15 protein-coding genes, 2 rRNA genes and 2 pseudogenes are annotated in these 17,896 nt (G+C 48.9%); 11 read left to right on the top strand and 8 right to left on the bottom strand.

What is annotated here, in order from left to right; translation table 11 throughout:
• Positions 1-55: 55 nt before the first annotated feature.
• A pseudogene (locus IMQ33_RS26030) lies at positions 56-360 on the top strand (phosphonate ABC transporter, permease protein PhnE); the annotation flags it as partial.
• 178 nt (positions 361-538) lie between these two features.
• On the top strand, positions 539-1,642 hold the full coding sequence (locus IMQ33_RS00180) for a hypothetical protein (RefSeq protein WP_065684065.1): 1,104 nt from the start codon (positions 539-541) through the stop codon (positions 1,640-1,642).
• 70 nt (positions 1,643-1,712) lie between these two features.
• Here IMQ33_RS00180 and IMQ33_RS00175 read toward each other — a convergent pair whose 3' ends face one another.
• The 3 genes from IMQ33_RS00175 to IMQ33_RS00165 all read right to left on the bottom strand — a co-directional run bounded on the left by IMQ33_RS00175 (position 1,713) and on the right by IMQ33_RS00165 (position 4,791).
• A complete protein-coding gene (locus IMQ33_RS00175) occupies positions 1,713-2,633 on the bottom strand; it encodes a LysR substrate-binding domain-containing protein (RefSeq protein WP_196061366.1) in 921 nt (306 codons plus the stop codon).
• A gap of 250 nt (positions 2,634-2,883) precedes the next feature.
• Positions 2,884-3,813, bottom strand: a complete 930-nt coding sequence (locus IMQ33_RS00170) for a LysR substrate-binding domain-containing protein (protein ID WP_074031781.1) — start codon at positions 3,811-3,813, stop codon at positions 2,884-2,886.
• A 288-nt stretch (positions 3,814-4,101) separates the two neighbouring features.
• Positions 4,102-4,791, bottom strand: a complete 690-nt coding sequence (locus IMQ33_RS00165; RefSeq protein ID WP_196061365.1) for a LuxR C-terminal-related transcriptional regulator — start codon at positions 4,789-4,791, stop codon at positions 4,102-4,104.
• A gap of 653 nt (positions 4,792-5,444) precedes the next feature.
• Between IMQ33_RS00165 and IMQ33_RS00160 the strand changes: the two genes are divergently transcribed.
• From IMQ33_RS00160 to IMQ33_RS00145, 4 genes and pseudogenes are all read left to right on the top strand, one after another.
• Positions 5,445-5,984: a fimbrial protein gene (locus tag IMQ33_RS00160; RefSeq protein WP_196061364.1), complete on the top strand. Its 540-nt coding sequence runs from the start codon at positions 5,445-5,447 to the stop codon at positions 5,982-5,984.
• A 50-nt stretch (positions 5,985-6,034) separates the two neighbouring features.
• On the top strand, positions 6,035-6,736 hold the full coding sequence (locus IMQ33_RS00155) for a fimbria/pilus periplasmic chaperone (RefSeq protein WP_196061363.1): 702 nt from the start codon (positions 6,035-6,037) through the stop codon (positions 6,734-6,736).
• 16 nt (positions 6,737-6,752) lie between these two features.
• Positions 6,753-6,983, top strand: coding sequence for a fimbria/pilus outer membrane usher protein (locus tag IMQ33_RS00150; RefSeq protein ID WP_196061362.1), 231 nt, complete (start codon positions 6,753-6,755; stop codon positions 6,981-6,983).
• Between the two features lie 85 nt (positions 6,984-7,068).
• Positions 7,069-7,306 (top strand): annotated as a pseudogene (locus IMQ33_RS00145) (transposase); the annotation flags it as partial.
• A gap of 226 nt (positions 7,307-7,532) precedes the next feature.
• On the opposite strand, the gene IMQ33_RS00140 reads toward IMQ33_RS00145, so the two are convergent.
• Positions 7,533-8,135 carry an NAD(P)H-dependent oxidoreductase gene (locus IMQ33_RS00140; RefSeq protein WP_196061361.1) on the bottom strand — a complete coding sequence of 201 codons (603 nt, stop codon included), beginning with the start codon at positions 8,133-8,135 and terminating at the stop codon, positions 7,533-7,535.
• Between the two features lie 116 nt (positions 8,136-8,251).
• Between IMQ33_RS00140 and IMQ33_RS00135 the strand changes: the two genes are divergently transcribed.
• On the top strand, positions 8,252-8,866 hold the full coding sequence (locus IMQ33_RS00135) for a TetR/AcrR family transcriptional regulator (protein WP_065684111.1): 615 nt from the start codon (positions 8,252-8,254) through the stop codon (positions 8,864-8,866).
• Positions 8,867-8,902: 36 nt separating this feature from the next.
• Positions 8,903-9,436: a metal-dependent hydrolase gene (locus IMQ33_RS00130; RefSeq protein ID WP_196061360.1), complete on the top strand. Its 534-nt coding sequence runs from the start codon at positions 8,903-8,905 to the stop codon at positions 9,434-9,436.
• 25 nt (positions 9,437-9,461) lie between these two features.
• Here IMQ33_RS00130 and IMQ33_RS00125 read toward each other — a convergent pair whose 3' ends face one another.
• The gene (locus tag IMQ33_RS00125) at positions 9,462-10,736 is read right to left on the bottom strand and encodes a hypothetical protein (RefSeq protein WP_196061359.1); all 1,275 of its coding nucleotides are present in this window, start codon (positions 10,734-10,736) and stop codon (positions 9,462-9,464) included.
• A gap of 117 nt (positions 10,737-10,853) precedes the next feature.
• Complete coding sequence (gltP, locus tag IMQ33_RS00120) at positions 10,854-12,170, bottom strand: glutamate/aspartate:proton symporter GltP (RefSeq protein WP_024531058.1); 1,317 nt, start codon at positions 12,168-12,170, stop codon at positions 10,854-10,856.
• Positions 12,171-13,058: 888 nt separating this feature from the next.
• Here gltP and acs point away from each other — a divergent pair.
• From acs to actP, 3 genes are all read left to right on the top strand, one after another.
• Entirely contained in the window at positions 13,059-15,017 is a 1,959-nt protein-coding gene (acs, locus tag IMQ33_RS00115) for an acetate--CoA ligase (protein WP_024484748.1), read from the top strand.
• A gap of 191 nt (positions 15,018-15,208) precedes the next feature.
• Positions 15,209-15,520 (top strand): DUF485 domain-containing protein, encoded by a 312-nt coding sequence (locus IMQ33_RS00110; protein WP_021182245.1) that lies wholly within the window; start codon positions 15,209-15,211, stop codon positions 15,518-15,520.
• Complete coding sequence (gene actP / locus IMQ33_RS00105; RefSeq protein ID WP_098929061.1) at positions 15,517-17,169, top strand: cation/acetate symporter ActP; 1,653 nt, start codon at positions 15,517-15,519, stop codon at positions 17,167-17,169. Before IMQ33_RS00110 ends, actP begins: the two co-directional genes overlap by 4 nt.
• A gap of 411 nt (positions 17,170-17,580) precedes the next feature.
• Here actP and rrf read toward each other — a convergent pair.
• Positions 17,581-17,696: ribosomal RNA gene (gene rrf / locus IMQ33_RS00100) — 5S ribosomal RNA — on the bottom strand.
• Between the two features lie 104 nt (positions 17,697-17,800).
• A 23S ribosomal RNA gene (locus tag IMQ33_RS00095) occupies positions 17,801-17,896 on the bottom strand; the annotation flags it as partial.

Genomic DNA, 17,896 nt, shown 5'->3' with positions numbered 1-17,896 from the left:
GATATAACCCTGAATCCTAGGAGTTCCCATCAGTTAATCGGATACAACGAGTAACCTGCTCGCTGTAGACATCGCCATCTGGAGATTGATTTTTGTTCGTTCACTTGGCCTTGGGGGGCTGGCCATTATGATGTGGGATACCGGGTTACTGGGGCGCCTGTATGCGAAAGAGCTTGAGGCCGAAGATCGCACTCCCGAAAAAGGCTCGACGCAGTTGGTACCAATGGCCTGTAAAAGCATAGCTTCGCTACCTTCACACAAACTTTTCCGACCTTCCTGGCTTTAAGCCTATTTCAGATTGCATCCCATACTCGTTCGGCTACTGTGCTGGGCTTTGCCGGCGCAGGCGATGTAGGTCTTACGAGTACCTCATTAAAACAGCATAAAAAAACACCTGATTGTCCCCCGGTCAGCAAGGAAGCAACTATTGTTAAGGTACGGGCTGTTTGTCTGCTTAAGGCTCTCACCACCGATGTTAGCGGAAAGCCCCCAAAGAAGCCGTACCACCTAAATAATATTGTCATTTTGCGAGGTGCACATGCTTTATGTTGATATCCCTAGCCGTGAAGAATATTCCTATTTAGCTGATATTCATGCGGATGCTTGTATCTCGATTTATCTTGAAACCTCGCCTCTACGTCAGCACTTAGAGGCCAGTAAAATTCAACTTGGTAACTTCATCAAGGAGGCGCTGCTGCAGGTTGCAGACAGTGGCCTGGATAAACGCCGTGTTGCCTTGTTGGAAGAACAGCTTTGTTCTGTGTTGGAAGATGAGTCATTTTGGGATCTGCATGCACGCAGCCTGGCGGTGCTTGCAACACCAGACAGTATCCGAACTTACCGGCTGGCAAATGAGCTATCCAATCGACTAGAGGTGGGCAAACGTTTCTACCTTAAACCACTACTGCGTGCGTTAACCTTCCCACATTCGGCCTACATCCTTGCACTCTCTGAAAACCAGACGCGCCTGATCGAGTTTTTTGCTGATGCTCCCGCAGAAGAGATGACAGTGCCAGAGATGCCCACCTCCATGAAGGATGCTATGGGGGATGCAGCATTGAATGACCACCATCATGGAGCGACACATCATAAAGTGCGACTCGCGCAATATACTCGCAAAATTGACCAGGCGTTACGTCCACTGTTTGCCAGACATGATTCTCCGCTTCTCCTTGTCAGTACCGAGCCGCTGGCCTCAATCTACCGTTCAACAAACTCGTTGGCTAACCTGGCAGATGAAACGCTGTTCAAAAATGCAGAGCACCTTGGTACATCTGAATTGGTAACGTTGGTGCGGCCGTTAATGGATAACTATTATCAGGAGCAATTGAACGCGTTAGCCTCGCGCTTTGAAACGCGCTTAGGAGAACGCCGGGTCACTCAGGATCTTTCAGATGCGGCAAGAGCAGCCACATTCGGCGCCATTGATTTGTTACTGATTAACCTCGACTGCAAGCTGAAAGGCACCATTGATGAGCAGGGATTAATCACTTTCAGTGACCACGATGAGGATGACACCTACGATTTAATTGATGAGATTGCCAAAAGAGCGATGGCGACCGGTGCAAGAGTTTTAGCAGTACGCAGCGACGATTTACCTTCCGGTGCAGATCTTAACGCCATATTACGTTTCCCACTATAAGGACTCTGTCTGGTTAAGGAAGGTGCGATCAAATTAGGTCGCATCTTCTTGGGAACAATCTTCCGTAGTATCAATTCTCATCAGAGAGAAGTTTTAAACACGCCGCTTTGACTTCATCCATCAGTTGTTTAGCCAGCGGGGTCAACCCATGTTGTTGTTTATGAATCAGAACATATAGGGCATCAGGCAGTTTTTCTTTTATAGGTATAACTGTGATAAGATCTTTTACATAAGAGACATCGAGAACCGCCTTGGGGCCAATAAAAAAATAATCCTCATTTAACACCATTTGCTCACCAATGCTCAATGAGTCACCATAAATCACGATATCTGTGCTTCCCTTCCCTTTTGGGAAAATAAATTTCTCCAGCTCTTTATAATATCCTGTTCTGGTACTAGGGAAATACCATTTCGCCCCTTGCAATTCGCTTAATGAACGACAGTGAGAGAGAGGATGCCCCTTTCTGGCAATAATACAAAATTCCGCTTTGATCGGTTGCTCAACAATAAACTCGCTCATTGATATCTCAGGTGACGCGATTCCAATAAAAAAATCCAATCGCCCTAGCCGAAGTGAATTCACCAGTTCACAAAGTTGCCCTTCAATGATGGTAATATTGGATGTTGGGTGTTGGACTTGAAATTTATTAACCAAAGAAGGGAGCACACTTAAAGCAGGCAAGTGTGAACAACCAAAGACTACGTTGCCCTGAGATTGTTGACTCAATTGATGCAACTCATCTACGGCTCTTTCCAGATCGTTAAGTAGCGTGTTAACCCTATGTTCAAAAACACGCCCCATCTTGGTCAAAACCATGCCCTGCGGACCTCGGGATAATAATGACACTCCCAAAATCCGCTCTAACTCCTGAATACTTTTGGTCATCGCAGGCTGGGTTTTGAACAAGGCCTGTGAAGCGGTTCTGATGTTTCCATAATAGATAATCGCCTGAAAATCCCTGAGCTGATTGATTTTTGGAAGTTCTTTCATAGTCCACCATCTATTTTCAGACTAAATAACAACTTGAGAGTGAATAAATTTAAGCTTAGATGCTGAACCCAAAAATGTAAACACCAACTATTTTTGTCTCACAGAATCCATTTAGTCTTCGGTAATATTATTAAATATCAATTTATTACAACAAGATAGCGGGGAGGCGTAACGATTTATGCTCATGTCACTTCAAGTTGCGGCTACTCACCACCGCGGCAACTTGAAGGACGACGGGTAAAGCCATTGATTATTCAACCTCACTGGACCAAGGATAGATCTTACATTCCCTTTGCAGTTTATCTATCATGGTCCTGGCATGCATCGTCAACGGTAAACGATGAGAGTAGATAAAACTGTAGGACGCATCGGGTAGTTGCTCTTCGATCGGTATTATGCACAACTGCTGGCTTAGATAAGGTACCTGAAGCATCTCTTTCGCGGCCACTGTCAAAAAGCCAGCATTCATCACCATTTGCAACGTGATGGCCGCCGTGTCCCCCCGGATAATGGTCTGTGTATTCTCTTCCCCTTCGGGGAACAGTAGTGCATCAAGTTCACCGAAGTAACCAATTTTCGCCGTGGGTAAATACCATTTGGCCTGTTTGAGCTGGCTCAGCGAAGTACTCTTAGCCAATGGATGATCTCGGTGTGCCACCACGGCAAAAGGAGTGGTAAAGAATGGCTCTTCAATAAATTCGCTAGCCAGGATCGTTTCAGGCGACGTTGCGCCGATGACAAAGTCTAATTCCCCTCCCCTCAGTGCAGGTAATAGCTCGGAAATTTGTCCTTCCGTAAGATTGATGTTGACCTGCGGAAAGCGTTTATTAAAACGCTGGATTGCAGCTGGTAACATGGTAAAAAAAGGTAACGACGAACTCCCCAACTCAATGGTTCCCTGAGAGGTGGCGCTAAGTTGCTTTGCTTCATTGACTGCGCGCTCCAACTCTTTCAGCACCAATTGAACTCGGGGTTCAAAAAGCTTCCCTGCTTCGGTGAGTACCACACCACGCGGCCCACGCATCAGAAGTGAAGTACCTAACATTTTCTCAAGTTCATTCATTGACTGTGTCAATGCAGGCTGTGTCTGATGCAGGGCCTTGGCTGCAGCCCGAAAACTCCCGTGCTCGATAATCGACTGGAATACTTTAAGCTGGTTAGGCTTGGGCAGATTTTTCATAACGATGATATCTGTTTCTCACTATATTATAGATTTTTATATTCCATTATAGGGACATAAAACCCTCTTAAGACAAAACCGATTAGGGAACGACGCTGCTATTAATTCGTTTTTATCTTAGTTAAAAACAGGCAATGACAAGATAAAACGAGATATTGATGGCTGATGCTGTCATGGCAACTCCCCACAAAGTTGGCGGTTAATATATTAGGGCATATGCCTTTAATTCATCAGTAACGAACCACCACCAGCATTATGCTACTTTCTTTCCCTTTTATACCCATAAATTTATATTGCTGTACTACTTAATGCGCTATCCACTCTTATTTGACCCAAGGTCCTCCCCCAAGATGAAACCCTCTTGTTATATTTTCTTTTACCTATCAAATTCACTAAGGGACATAAGGAACGGACCCCCAGTTTAGCCAAGGCTGCACGTTTATGATGGCTTACTGTCCTGAAATTTAGTTTCAAGTCGTTAGCTATCTTTCTAGCGGTATCACCATCCAGCAGCATGCGCAGAATCTCTAATTCACGCGGTGTGAGCATAGTTGAACTTTTACCGAAGATTTGCTCATTATTTGCGGTAGTGCTCAGCAATTCCCTGCTTAACTCATCAAGCGTTATTGTCTTATTCAGTATGATACTGACGTTTCTCAACCCACTAAAGTAACATTTAAGTGGGTTGACATCGGCTATATCACTTATCATTACAACTTTGCTATTGGGATGCATTTTCGGCAAACGCTCTCCAACAAGTTGCAAGAGTGAGGCCAAGTTATAATCACGGTTACAGACCGTTAGGATGACTAAATTTACTACCGGCAAGGCATTTAAAGCGTCCTCACAGTCTGAAAAACTGTCACTAGTATCTACTATATCAAGAGATACTGACAAATCTGTATCTTTAATTAATGCTTCTAACCCTGCTCTCATAAAATTACAGGAACATTGCAAAACTACTTTTTTCCTTCTCATTACTTCCTCGTGTTTTTTGAGATATGACGTTTTTGGTAAGACTTTCTTCTTTAAATCTCCACACTCATTGCTACTTTCATTACTCTAGCAGCTACGATATTTAGCGATTGGATAGGGTTGCCTCTCCCTGTAAAGAAAGCCATTAAGGACATATTGTATATGCTAATGGCTTTAGTTAAAGACGAATCCATGCAATAACAAATGCAACCCTAGTTTTATTTATAGCCAGTATAAGATTTTACTTGGTCGTTGTGAAGGAAGTATTTTCTATCGGTGATAACTAAAAGTAATGAATGTTAGGTATAATAATAAATACTAGGGGTATTAAAAATAATTATAAATAAGCCTCGTTGTTTTATAAGGTTTTTATTTTTTAAAATAACTTATTTTTATCACCCATAGAAAAAACTATATTTACAGAGGTTATATTTTATCTCTATGCTACACCTCATTGAAATTCACTTCACTTAAAAAAAGAACATCATCTCTTTATTTTATATAGGAAAGGTTAAGCATAGTCTTCTTATTACTGATAATTCGGTGAGAGAACACTCTATTTGGTGGTAGGGGGCTCTTATTCTACAACTAATGTACTTATTCTAAGCGTCTTTTTACAATCACAGTGCCTTGTTAACTGTAATTAAGGAATGTAAATGAACAAATTTATTCTGTCTGCTATTGCAGGCGTCCTGCTCTCTTCTGGTCTGGCGCAGGCTGCTTCTGGCGGTACCATCAATTTTCAGGGGCAGTTAAGTAATAACACCTGCGAAGTCATTGTCAACGGCCAAGCTAGCAACCCGATTGTTACCCTGCCAATTGTTAGTATTGGTCAACTAGGAAGTGCGGCACAGACGGCCGGGCTCACCGGTTTCACCCTGACACTGGCCAACTGCAGTGGTAGTTTGAAAACCGCCTCCGCTTTCTTTCAAGCTGGTGCTGCGGTAGATGTTCTTACCGGCCGCCTTAATAACACTGGTACGGCACAAAACGTCAGCCTGCAATTGCGTGATGGCACCAGTGCTTCTCAAACGGTGATCAAAGCGGGTAACGCGGAACAGATCAACGGTAACTCGTTTGTAAACGTCAAGTCTGGTAGCACTAACTTGCCCTATTTTGTTGAGTATTATGCTGAGGGTACAACCACCCCAGGCACCGTCGTCAGCAATGTTGTTTACTCTATTCAATACAAGTAATGCCTTGAGGGAAGGGCTCCCCTCCCAAATAATCTACATCAGGAGACTTTATGTGTTTTCCCTTTCATAACATTTTACGAGTTGCTGGCTTAGCCGTGGTGGCCCTATTCAGTACTCATAGTTTGGCAAGTATCGTGATTAACGGGACACGAGTTATTTATCCTTCAGATCAAAAAGAAGTCAGCGTCAGGCTTAATAATACGGGTAATTCTCCCGTTTTGATCCAAAGCTGGTTGGATACGGGTGATATCAATGCCAAACCGGCAGCGATTAAGGTTCCCTTTATACTGAGCCCCCCAATGAACCGAGTAGAGGGAGGCAAGGGCCAGACGTTACAGATTAGTTACTCAGGGGGATCGTTACCCATGGATAAAGAGTCGGTATTTTGGCTCAACGTACTAGAGGTGCCCGCCAAGAAACAGGCAAAATCTGATGAAAACTACCTGCAAATGGCGTTTCGCTCACGCATTAAAGTCTTTTATCGCCCAGCAGGATTGGCAGGTAACGCAAATGATGCCGCTCAGGCAGTCACTTGGAGCGTAAAAGGCAGCAGCCTGCAGGCATTCAACCCAACACCCTATTATGTGTCTTTTGTCAGCCTGATGGTAAATGGCAAAAAAATTGAAGGCGAAATGGTAGCACCGAGATCTACCCTGACCTTGGCAGTACCCTCTAATAAGGGGGATACCGTGAGCGGTGAATTTGTTAACGACTACGGTGCCGTTAATTTGTTTAACGCCGAAATTAAATAGCCTTGGTTAAAGTTATATGCTTAATTTTTTTAATTGGTTCAGATACAGCAAAGTGATTGCTGAAACCAATAGTAACCTGTCGCTGGCGGCGTCCCGCTTTTCCTCTGATGGTTATCTGGATTTTATGACTGCCATGGAAAGCCGTGATGTGGTAACCAGAGGGGATTCACCTGAATCGGTATCACGTGCCAAAAATCGTTTCACCGTCACGGCAGGACAGCGGCTGGCTGAAGGCTGGGGGCAGTGAATATATGACCCTCCCCCAAAATCCTGCTCCATTCAGAAACAGAATTCCGGCATGATAAACACTCCCCTGAGTGGAGGTTGTGCCGATGAAAAAGTCGCGATTCACCGAAGAACAGATTGTCTTTGCCCTGAAACAGGCCGAGCTGGGTACATCGGTGCCTGAAGTCTGCCGTAAACTGTGTATCTCTGATGCCACCTTTTACACGTGGCGTAAAAAATACGGTGGGATTTCCCCCTTCAGAGCTGAAGCACATGCGCCAGCTCGAAGAAGAAAATCTCAGGCTGAAAAGGCTGGTTGCTGATCTGAGCCTCAACAAGGCGATGCAGCTGTGACCTTCATGATTAATTACTATTAAGCCATAGAGGATTATCTTGGGCCACGTAATTGCAGTATGCGCCGAGTTGTAGGGATAACAGCCCCAGCTCAAAGTGATCAGACAGAAAATTACGGGTTATCCAGGTTGCTGAAACTATTTGCATTCGCGTCTTTAATGGGGAAGAGGCTCGCAACTGATTTCTTGAAGCTTTATTGCGACTCTTCCTCAACGGACTACTCGGCGTAAGCCGGTTGAAAAACAGTATGCCCGATTTGACGCGCTGCATTGAGGTAAGCCTTAGGCTCCCCCAGTTCTGGCAGCAGGAGCATTTCAGATGTCTTAACCGAAGCGCCACAATAATCAAAAATACCGTGCGTTATATGCGCGTTAAAGGCATCGGTAAAACCATGCCGGTCATAGACGCCTTTGCTTGCCGCCCCCAGGGCAACCAGATGAACCGGTAAATGCCCCAGTTTTTTGACCACTGCCCCATCTGCCGTCTCTTCATAAGCCCAGCCATTGGAAAACACGCGGTCTACCCACCCCTTAAGCAAGGCAGGCATACTCCACCAGTAGATTGGGAACACCAGAACCAGGGCATCCGCACCATCAATTCGTGCCTGTTCTGCCAGAATATCCGCTGGAACGGTGGCCGTTTTTAAAAATGCGGCGATATCAGCGGCACCGTACACCGGATTGAAACCTTCCTGGGTAAGATCGGCAATTTCAAACGTATGGGCGGGCTCGGCTGCCGTTATCCCTTCGGCAATGGCTGCTGCAACACCATGAGTTAATGACGTATCGAGAGGATGAGACACAACGATTAGCGCGTGCATTGGGCGGCTCCTATTGTCAGGGCAAGGTATAAAACGTACTCTATATACCAACAGTAAGTTACCGTCGGTAAGTTACCTTTAGTATATAGCGCTGTCAACGGGTAAATATTGCCATGATCTCCAAACCACATTCACGAGTTCGGCTATCGAGAGAAGAGCGTTATCAGCAGTTGCTGACAACCGCATGGGAAATCATTAATGAAGAAGGTACCGAAGCGCTGACGCTCGGCCATCTGGCAGAACGCTCGGGCGTCACCAAGCCGGTAGTGTATGATCACTTCACCAACCGTTCGGGCCTGTTTGCCGCGCTGTATCAAGAGTTTGATAGTCGTCAAACCGCGCGGATGGATGAAGCTATCCAGAATACCAAGCCGGAGCTAGAAGCCTTATCCTCGGTCATTGCCACTTCCTACATTGAGTGCGTGTTGCTGCAAGGCCGTGAGATGCCTAGCGTCATGGCTGCACTAGCCGGTACTCCCGAGCTTGAGAAAATCAGGAATGATTACGCCGTGGTGTTCATCGAGAAATGCCGCCAGATCTTTGCCCCCTTCTGCTGCGATAACCAGCTTCAGGACGCCGCGCTATGGGGTATGCTCGGCTCTGCAGAAGGGCTATCCTACGCCACCAGCTGTGGTGCGATTACGGCAGCCCAGGCTAAGGAAGAGTTATTCGGCATCATTATTTCGATGGTGCAGCGAAGTGGCGATCGGCCGGATATGGCTATGCCATAATAAGCAAATTGTTACCCCTCATCATGGAAGAGAGTTATGCCGACGATCTTTACCCACGCCGCAGTGCCGTTATGCCTTGGTTTAGGGCTGGGCCAGAAAATCATACCGCCCCGCTTGCTGCTCGCTGGCGTGGTTCTTTCTATGCTGCCGGATGCCGACGTATTAGCGTTTAAATTCGGCGTGGCTTACGGCAATCAGTTTGGTCATCGCGGTTTCACGCATTCAGTGCTGTTTGCATTCCTGATGCCTAGCTTGGCACTGCTGTTCTACCGCTGGTTCAAGGCTAACCCCGTCAAGACCTGGTTGTTCCTGTTTATCTCGCTGTTATCCCATAGTTTGCTGGATTCGGTGACCACCGGAGGCAAAGGCGTCGGCTGGCTGTGGCCATGGAGTGACGAGCGTTTTTTTGCGCCCTGGCAGGTGATCCGCGTAGCGCCGTTTAGCCTCGAGAAATACCTGACTCCTGCTGGGCATGCGGTGATCATGTCGGAATTACTGTGGGTTTGGTTGCCAGGAGCCATCTTGATGACCGGCATGATAGCGCTGCGTAAGTTCATGCAGCGCAAGTGAGAGATTGATTAGGTTGGTAAGCGGCTCAACCGACAAAATCAATTCTGGTCAGCATCAGCGTGCCTTGTTGCAGAGTAAACTCTACACGCATACCTCCCTCACAGGCTTCTGATAACCCAGGGATCAGCAGGTTGGAACCCGTGCCGATAAATACGGCAAGCGTTCCGTCCTCAAAATCACCCGAGCCGACCGAATCGCAGGTGCCTTCAACCAGCACTTTCTTCGCCCCATCATTGTAATAGAACTGCCCGTCCTCCTCTGCTGGGAAGTATTTTCTGGCCTGCTCCAGCGGGGTTAATGCATTCACACGGAAATCAGTCACCTGCTTTTTAGTGAGGTTGACCCCCAGCAGCGGTATTTCCTTCAGACCATCCCTGATTTGCTGCGCATAGTGGTCAAACAACGCAGGGGTAATGCTCTGTTGATGTTCATCAGGCGTTCCTGCCAGGAAGGTGTCAGCGACGTTATCAAGTGGGAAGACAATATGCGCCTTTAAATAGGCCATATCGGCCGTCTTGACCGCCTGTTGGAATAGCTGGAACTGGGTGAGCATCTCAACCTTGAGGTCGTCATCGATCTCCTGAGGAGCCACCGAGATGAGTGGCTGCTTCACTGCATCCAACAGCTTTTGTTCGGTGATCGCCGAGGCTGGCCCACTGAAGTTGCACTTCTCCACGGTCTTGCTCTCAACCATCAGCGCCTGCCACTCTGCCTTGGCATCTTTGGCCATAACAGCATCGTAGTAATTCATCCCTTGCCGATCCTGGCTCTCTTCCCCTTCCAGTCGCCCGCAGAAATACGCCATCTTGCCGGTTGAGCACAGGTGAGAAACCACAAATCTGGGTTGGGCAATCCCCCCTTGATAACTGCGCCGGACCGCGTCCAGCAACGGTTTACGCTCCGCATCATAAAGGCCGACGTTTTGGCACCCGTTCGCTGCGGGTTCATCTTGAATAGTGCTATGGCATTGGGCCTGCGCCGGTGAGTCGACATAAGAGTCAAAATTGCTCACCGTCGTCCAGAAGCCTTCCGCTGACTGCTGCAATTCACGATCGTAGACCACCGTTTTGCCGTTAATTTTGGCACTACCGCTGCCATCATTGGTTTTAGCGGTGGCACAGAAATAGGCCTGCGAGCCGGAAATGCTCAGCTGTTTAACCACAAACTGGATATCGGTGGGATAACCGATATTGGCACGCATCTGATCCAGAATGACACGCCGTAGCGGATCGTTGGCATCCAGCGTCTGCCCTTGAACATAGGGGGATAACAGCACCAGCAACAGCGCATATCTTTTCATGGGGCAAATCTCATCCTGAGCAGGCCTTACAGAGAGCGCCAGTATTGAAGCAATTTAGCCATCATTCAATAAAAAAACCCGCCGACGGCGGGTTTTGAGAGCAAGAGATAGAGCGACTTAAGCCTGATTGGCAGGAGTCACTTTACTGGCCAGGAACTCTTGTTCATAAGCCAGCGACTTTTTACGATCGAACTGGTGTTCCCATTTGGCAATCACCAAGACCGCCAGCGCATTGCCCACCACGTTCAGAGCCGTACGCGCCATATCGAGGATACGGTCAACGCCGGCGATAAACGCCAAACCTTCCAGCGGAATACCCACGCTGCCCAAGGTCGCCAACAGCACCACAAAGGAGACACCCGGCACACCGGCAATCCCTTTTGAGGTCACCATCAGCGTCAGAACCAGAATGATCTCTTGCCCCAGCGACAGCTCAATACCGTATAGCTGTGCAATAAAGATAGCGGCAATACTCTGGTACAACGTAGAACCATCCAGATTGAAAGAGTAGCCGGTAGGCACCACGAAGCTGGTGATGGATTTTGGCGCTCCGTAGGCCTCCATCTTTTCGATAATGCGCGGCAACACGGTTTCCGAACTGGCCGTTGAGTAAGCCAGGATCAGCTCTTCTTTCAAGATGCGGATCAACGTCCAGATACGCAGGTTACACAGTCGCGCAACGGCCCCCAGAACCACCAAACCAAAAAAGGCGATGGCGAAGTAAACCAGCACCACCAGCTTGGCCAACGGCAAGAGCGAAGCAAAACCGAAGTTGGCTACCGTGACCGAGATCAGGCCAAATACCCCGACTGGGGCGTAACGCATGATCATGTGGGTCACTTTGAACATGCTCTCAGCCACCGCTTTGAACACCTTCAGCAACGGCTCTTTGGTCTCTTTCGGCAAGGAAGACAGCCCCAGCCCAAATAGCACCGAGAAGAAGATGATCGGCAACATGTCGCCTTTGACCATCGACGAGAACACGTTAGAAGGAATTAACGAAAGGATGGTGGCCACCAGGCTATGTGAGCCGCTTTGCACCTGTTCCGTCGTTTTTTCATACTGTGAGATGTCGACCGCGGTCAGCGCCGACATGTCAATGCCGTGCCCGGGTTGAAAAACATTAGCCAATGTCACACCCACGACGATCGCGATGGTGGTGATCACTTCAAAATAGATAATGGTTTTCAATCCAATGCGGCCCAGCTTTTTGGTATCGCCAATACCGGCAATACCGACGATCAGCGTGGAAATAACAATAGGCACCACGATCATCTTGATCAAACGAATAAAGATATCACCGGCGGGGCTCAATATATTACTGACCATCCACTCACGTGATTCTGTTTGATTATGCAGCACTGCGCCCAGGATAATACCCAATACCAACGCGATCAGGATTTGCCAGGCCAGGCTGATTTTTACATTTTTCATACCCAAAAAGTCCTCAAAGACTCCGTGCCAACGTGTTAAAAAGCACCTAGGCTCCGGAAGGAATACTTAATCATTTATTGCAGGCTTATGTTTGTGAACCTCTGCGCCAACTGCCCTTGGTGTAACGCAGTATGAATCTGTACCATCTGAAGGCGGGCTTCTGCAAGCCTTGTTTCATCTCGGTTTTGTCCGTTTCACCAGCAAAAAACCAACAAACAAAAAACGTATCGAAACATAATTACTTGTTCTAAAAAAAATAATTTTAGCTTGAGCAGAACAATAGTCGATAGGATAGGACGATTTTTAACCCAAATAAAAGTGCGTGATTTGTCATTCCATTTGCATATTTAGTCTAAAAATATGTTTCTTTATTGTTAATGAAAGGTTTTATAAAAGAAATAAAGTCATCATCTGAGACCCTTTAATAGACCAAGACAACTCTCGATATGATTCACATAACTAATAAATAACCACAAAATCATTCACCAGACCTCTTGTTTGGATTTTCAAAAAAACCAACATAATAAAGGCAGAAAAAATAAGCCTCCGACAGGTTGTGGTTAACAATTGCGCTGAGTATTTATAGCAGCCCTTAATAAGATCCGATTCGCTGTAAAATATCACCTCGGCCTTATTGTTTCCTGCCCCCTCAAGCCGATGCCTCACGCTTAATATTTTTAGTTATCTAAAAACTTTTTTAACAGAAATACGCCCATTACCGTCTTTTCACCGTCAACCAAACAGTTACACAACACAATTACGACAGTAACTATTACAAATCAACATCTTCGTTGCGTGATCTGCCGCCCAAAAAAGAAACAAACCGTCATGGCAAACTATACTTAACCATCAGTTGACATATCATTAACAATTCTAAGGAGAAAAACCATGAGCCAACTGCACAAACACGCCATTCCTTCTGCAATTGCAGATCGTGCCCTGATCAATCCGGAGCAATACCAGCAGTATTATCAACAATCTGTACAAGACCCAGCGGCATTCTGGGGCGAGCACGGCAAGATCCTCGATTGGATCAAGCCCTATACCTCAGTGAAGAACACTTCTTTCGATCCTGGTCATATCAGCATCCGCTGGTTTGAAGACGGTACCCTTAACCTGGCGGCGAACTGCCTGGACCGCCACTTGGCCGAACGCGGCGACCAAACCGCCATCATCTGGGAAGGTGACGATCCGACCCAATCAGCCAAAGTGACTTACAAACAGCTGCACCACGATGTCTGCCAGTTCGCCAACGTGCTGAAAAAGCTCGGGGTGAAAAAAGGCGATGTGGTGGCCATCTATATGCCAATGGTGCCTGAAGCCGCCGTCGCCATGCTGGCCTGTGCGCGCATTGGCGCCGTGCACTCGGTGATCTTTGGAGGCTTTTCCCCAGAAGCCGTAGCGGGCCGTATTATCGACTCCAACTCCAAACTGGTGATCACCGCTGATGAAGGGCTGCGTGCTGGTCGCGCGGTACCGCTGAAAAAGAACGTCGATGATGCGCTGAAGAACCCAGGGGTGAAAAGCGTCAACAACGTGGTGGTCTTCCAACGCACCGGTAAGCCGGGCTACTGGCAAGAAGGGCGCGACCTCTGGTGGCATGAGCTGACCGAAGGCGTATCTGCCGACTGCCCACCGGAAGAGATGAACGCGGAAGATCCGCTGTTTATCCTCTATACCTCCGGATCAACCGGCAAACCGAAAGGCGTGGTACATACCACCGGGGGCTATCTGGTTTACGCCGCGCTGACCTTCAAATACGTCTTTGATTACCACGATGGCGATGTCTATTGGTGCACCGCCGACGTGGGCTGGGTTACCGGCCATAGCTACCTGTTATATGGCCCATTGGCCTGCGGTGCCATTACGCTGATGTTTGAAGGCGTGCCGAACTACCCAGGCGTAAACCGTCTGTCACAGGTAGTGGATAAGCATCAGGTCAATATCCTGTATACCGCACCAACGGCAATCCGCGCCCTGATGGCCGAAGGCGACAAAGCAATCGAAGGCACCAAACGCGATTCGCTGCGCATTATGGGTTCCGTGGGTGAACCCATCAACCCAGAGGCCTGGGAGTGGTATTACAACAAGATTGGTAACGCAAAATGCCCGATCGTTGATACCTGGTGGCAAACCGAAACCGGTGGCTTCATGATCACCCCGCTACCAGGTGCTACCGAGCTGAAGGCTGGCTCCGCCACTCGCCCATTCTTTGGCGTGCAACCGGCATTGGTCGACAACATGGGCACACCGCAGGAAGGCGCCTGCGAAGGCAACCTGGTGATCACCGATTCTTGGCCGGGCCAGGCTCGAACTCTGTACGGTGACCATGACCGCTTCGAGCAAACCTACTTCTCTACCTTTAAAGGCATGTACTTCAGCGGTGACGGCGCACGCCGTGACGAAGATGGCTATTACTGGATCACGGGGCGTGTCGATGACGTGCTGAACGTTTCCGGCCACCGTCTGGGCACCGCCGAAATTGAATCCGCATTGGTATCTCACCCCAAAATTGCCGAGGCCGCGGTGGTGGGTATTCCGCATAACATCAAGGGTCAGGCGATTTATGCCTATATCACCCTGAATCATGGGGAAGAGCCAACGCCGGAACTGTATGCCGAAGTGCGTAACTGGGTGCGTAAGGAAATCGGGCCGATTGCCACGCCTGACATTCTCCATTGGACCGACTCTTTGCCAAAAACGCGGTCTGGTAAAATTATGCGGCGTATTCTGCGCAAAATTGCCGCCGGTGATACCAGCAACCTGGGGGATACCTCAACGCTGGCGGATCCGGCTGTAGTCGAAAAGCTGTTGGAAGAGAAACAATCAATGAAAGTTCCATCCTAATCCGCGCTGCCTCCGGCCGTTCGTCTGCCATGCGCAGCTGAACGGCCTGTATACCTGAAAGCTTTCAACTGCAGTAAAGCCGATCCCAGACATTTGGCTGGGATGGGTGAAGGTGGCCCGCAGAGCGCCAATTTGCCAGCTGGAAGGGTATCGCGTGGCGTACTTGTTCAATACCTATTGGAGAAACTCGGATGAATGAAGATATTTATCAAAGGATTGAAGAAAACCCGCGCTTTCAGGAGCTGGTGCAAAAGCGCAGCCGTTTCGCCTGGCTCCTGTCACTGATCACACTCGCGCTGTACGTCGGCTTTATCTTACTGATCGCCTTCGATCCTCAGTGGCTGGGGACTCCACTCGGCCCCGGATTAACCATTACCCGTGGGATCCCGGTTGGCGTGGGATTGATCGTGATTTCTTTCGTGTTAACCGGGATCTACGTTTACCGTGCCAACGGTGAATTTGATCGCCTGAATGCTGAAATCCTGCGCGAGGTGAAACAATGAAGCGCCTACTTTCAGCTGCCACACTATTGGCCCTGCCAGGCCTAAGCCATGCCGATGCCATTGGTGGCGCAGTGCAGCGCCAACCACTGAACATCCAGGCCATCATCATGTTCCTGCTGTTCGTAGGTGCCACCCTTTACATCACCTACTGGGCTTCCAAACGTACCCGCTCTCGTCAGGATTACTACACCGCTGGCGGGCGCATCACCGGGTTGCAAAACGGCCTGGCTATCGCTGGCGACTTTATGTCTGCAGCATCGTTCCTCGGTATCTCCGCGCTGGTCTATACATCCGGCTATGATGGGCTGATTTATTCCATCGGCTTCCTGATTGGCTGGCCAATCATATTGTTTCTGATTGCCGAGCGGCTACGTAACCTTGGCCGATATACCTTCGCCGACGTGGCCTCTTACCGCCTGAAACAGAAGCCGATCCGCTCACTTTCAGCCTGTGGTTCCCTGGTGGTGGTAGCGCTGTATCTGATCGCCCAGATGGTGGGCGCGGGCAAATTGATCCAGCTGCTATTCGGCCTCAATTATCACGTCGCCGTTATCTTGGTCGGTATATTGATGGTGCTGTATGTCCTGTTCGGTGGCATGCTGGCTACCACCTGGGTGCAAATCATCAAGGCCGTGCTGCTGTTGGCTGGCGCCAGCTTTATGGCGCTGATGGTCATGAAATCCGTCAACTTTGATTTCAATACCCTGTTTGCCGAAGCCGTGAAGGTGCATCCGAAAGGGCTTGCCATTATGAGCCCGGGCGGACTGGTCTCCGACCCTATATCCGCCCTCTCCCTGGGTCTGGCATTGATGTTCGGTACCGCCGGCTTGCCACATATCCTGATGCGTTTCTTCACCGTTAGCGATGCTAAAGAAGCGCGTAAGAGCGTGTTCTATGCCACCGGCTTTATCGGTTACTTCTATATCCTGACCTTTATTATCGGTTTCGGTGCAATCCTGCTGGTCAGTGCCAATCCGGCCTTCAAGGATGCCAGTGGGGCATTGCTGGGTGGTAACAACATGGCGGCGGTGCATTTGGCTAACGCGGTGGGGGGTAACTTCTTCCTTGGCTTTATCTCTGCGGTGGCCTTTGCCACGATCCTGGCGGTAGTTGCCGGGCTAACCTTGGCGGGTGCTTCTGCGGTTTCTCACGATCTCTATGCCTGCGTCATCAAGAATGGCAAAGCGACCGAGCGTGATGAGCTGAAAGTTTCCAAAATCACCGTGGTGTTGCTCGGAGTGGTGGCTATCGCGCTGGGGATCCTGTTTGAGAAGCAGAACATCGCCTTTATGGTGGGGCTGGCATTCTCCATTGCGGCCAGCTGTAACTTCCCAATCATCATTCTTTCCATGTACTGGTCACGCCTGACCACGCGCGGGGCAATGATCGGCGGGTGGCTTGGTCTGTTAACCGCAGTGATCCTGATGATCCTGGGCCCGACTATTTGGGTGCAGATCCTCGGCCATGCCAAACCGATTTACCCTTACGAATATCCGGCGCTGTTCTCTATGTTGGTCGCCTTTATCGGCACCTGGTTCTTCTCTGTGACCGACAATTCGTTGGTTGGGCAGCAAGAACGCGTGAAATTCCGTTCCCAGTTTGTACGTTCACAAACCGGGCTGGGGATTTCGCAGGGGAGTGCACACTAAGGTGTTGATTTGGGCTGAGGTTGACTCGGCCATTCTGCAAAGAGTTAGCCTGCTGGGTCTTCCGGCAGGTTAATTTGTCAGAGCGAGTCATACCCTTCCCCTCACCCTCTACCCCAGGAGAGGGAACAGCTCGAGCCCGCTGACATTCCTGCACCCCATCTTTCTTCTTACCCATCACTACCGAAGCGGTACAGGCTCATCAACGGCTCCATTCAAATCCCCCACTTCCCGAAGCAGTACGGGCTCATCCACGATGCCAGACTGCTCCCTCTCCCCGACACAAGTATTCAGGATGTTCCCGGCCGTTGCATTGGGAGAGGGCTGGAGTGAGGGGTTTTCACTGCCATTTTCTGTTTTTGACCCATAGCAAAAAGCCCCATGCTTTCGCATGAGGCTTTCTACTTAATTGATGCCTGGCAGTGTCCTACTCTCGCATGGGGAGACCCCACACTACCATCGGCGCTACGGCGTTTCACTTCTGAGTTCGGCATGGGGTCAGGTGGGACCACCGCGCTATTGCCGCCAGGCAAATTCGTTTCATTCCAACCGCTCCACTCTCGTGTCGCCATCAGAACCAATCTCGGAACTTCGCTGAAAATTGTCGTCTACTCTAAAACACCTTTGGTGTTGTAAGGTTAAGCCTCACGGATCATTAGTACTGGTTAGCTCAATGCATCGCTGCACTTACACACCCAGCCTATCAACGTCTTAGTCTTAAACGTTCCTT

It is taken from the genome of Serratia sp. Res13-Sevr-LER1-36-b (genome assembly GCF_015673035.1).
GTDB classification, from domain to species: Bacteria; Pseudomonadota; Gammaproteobacteria; order Enterobacterales; family Enterobacteriaceae; genus Chania; species Chania fonticola_C.
This window is presented reverse-complemented; position numbering and strand designations above follow the sequence as displayed.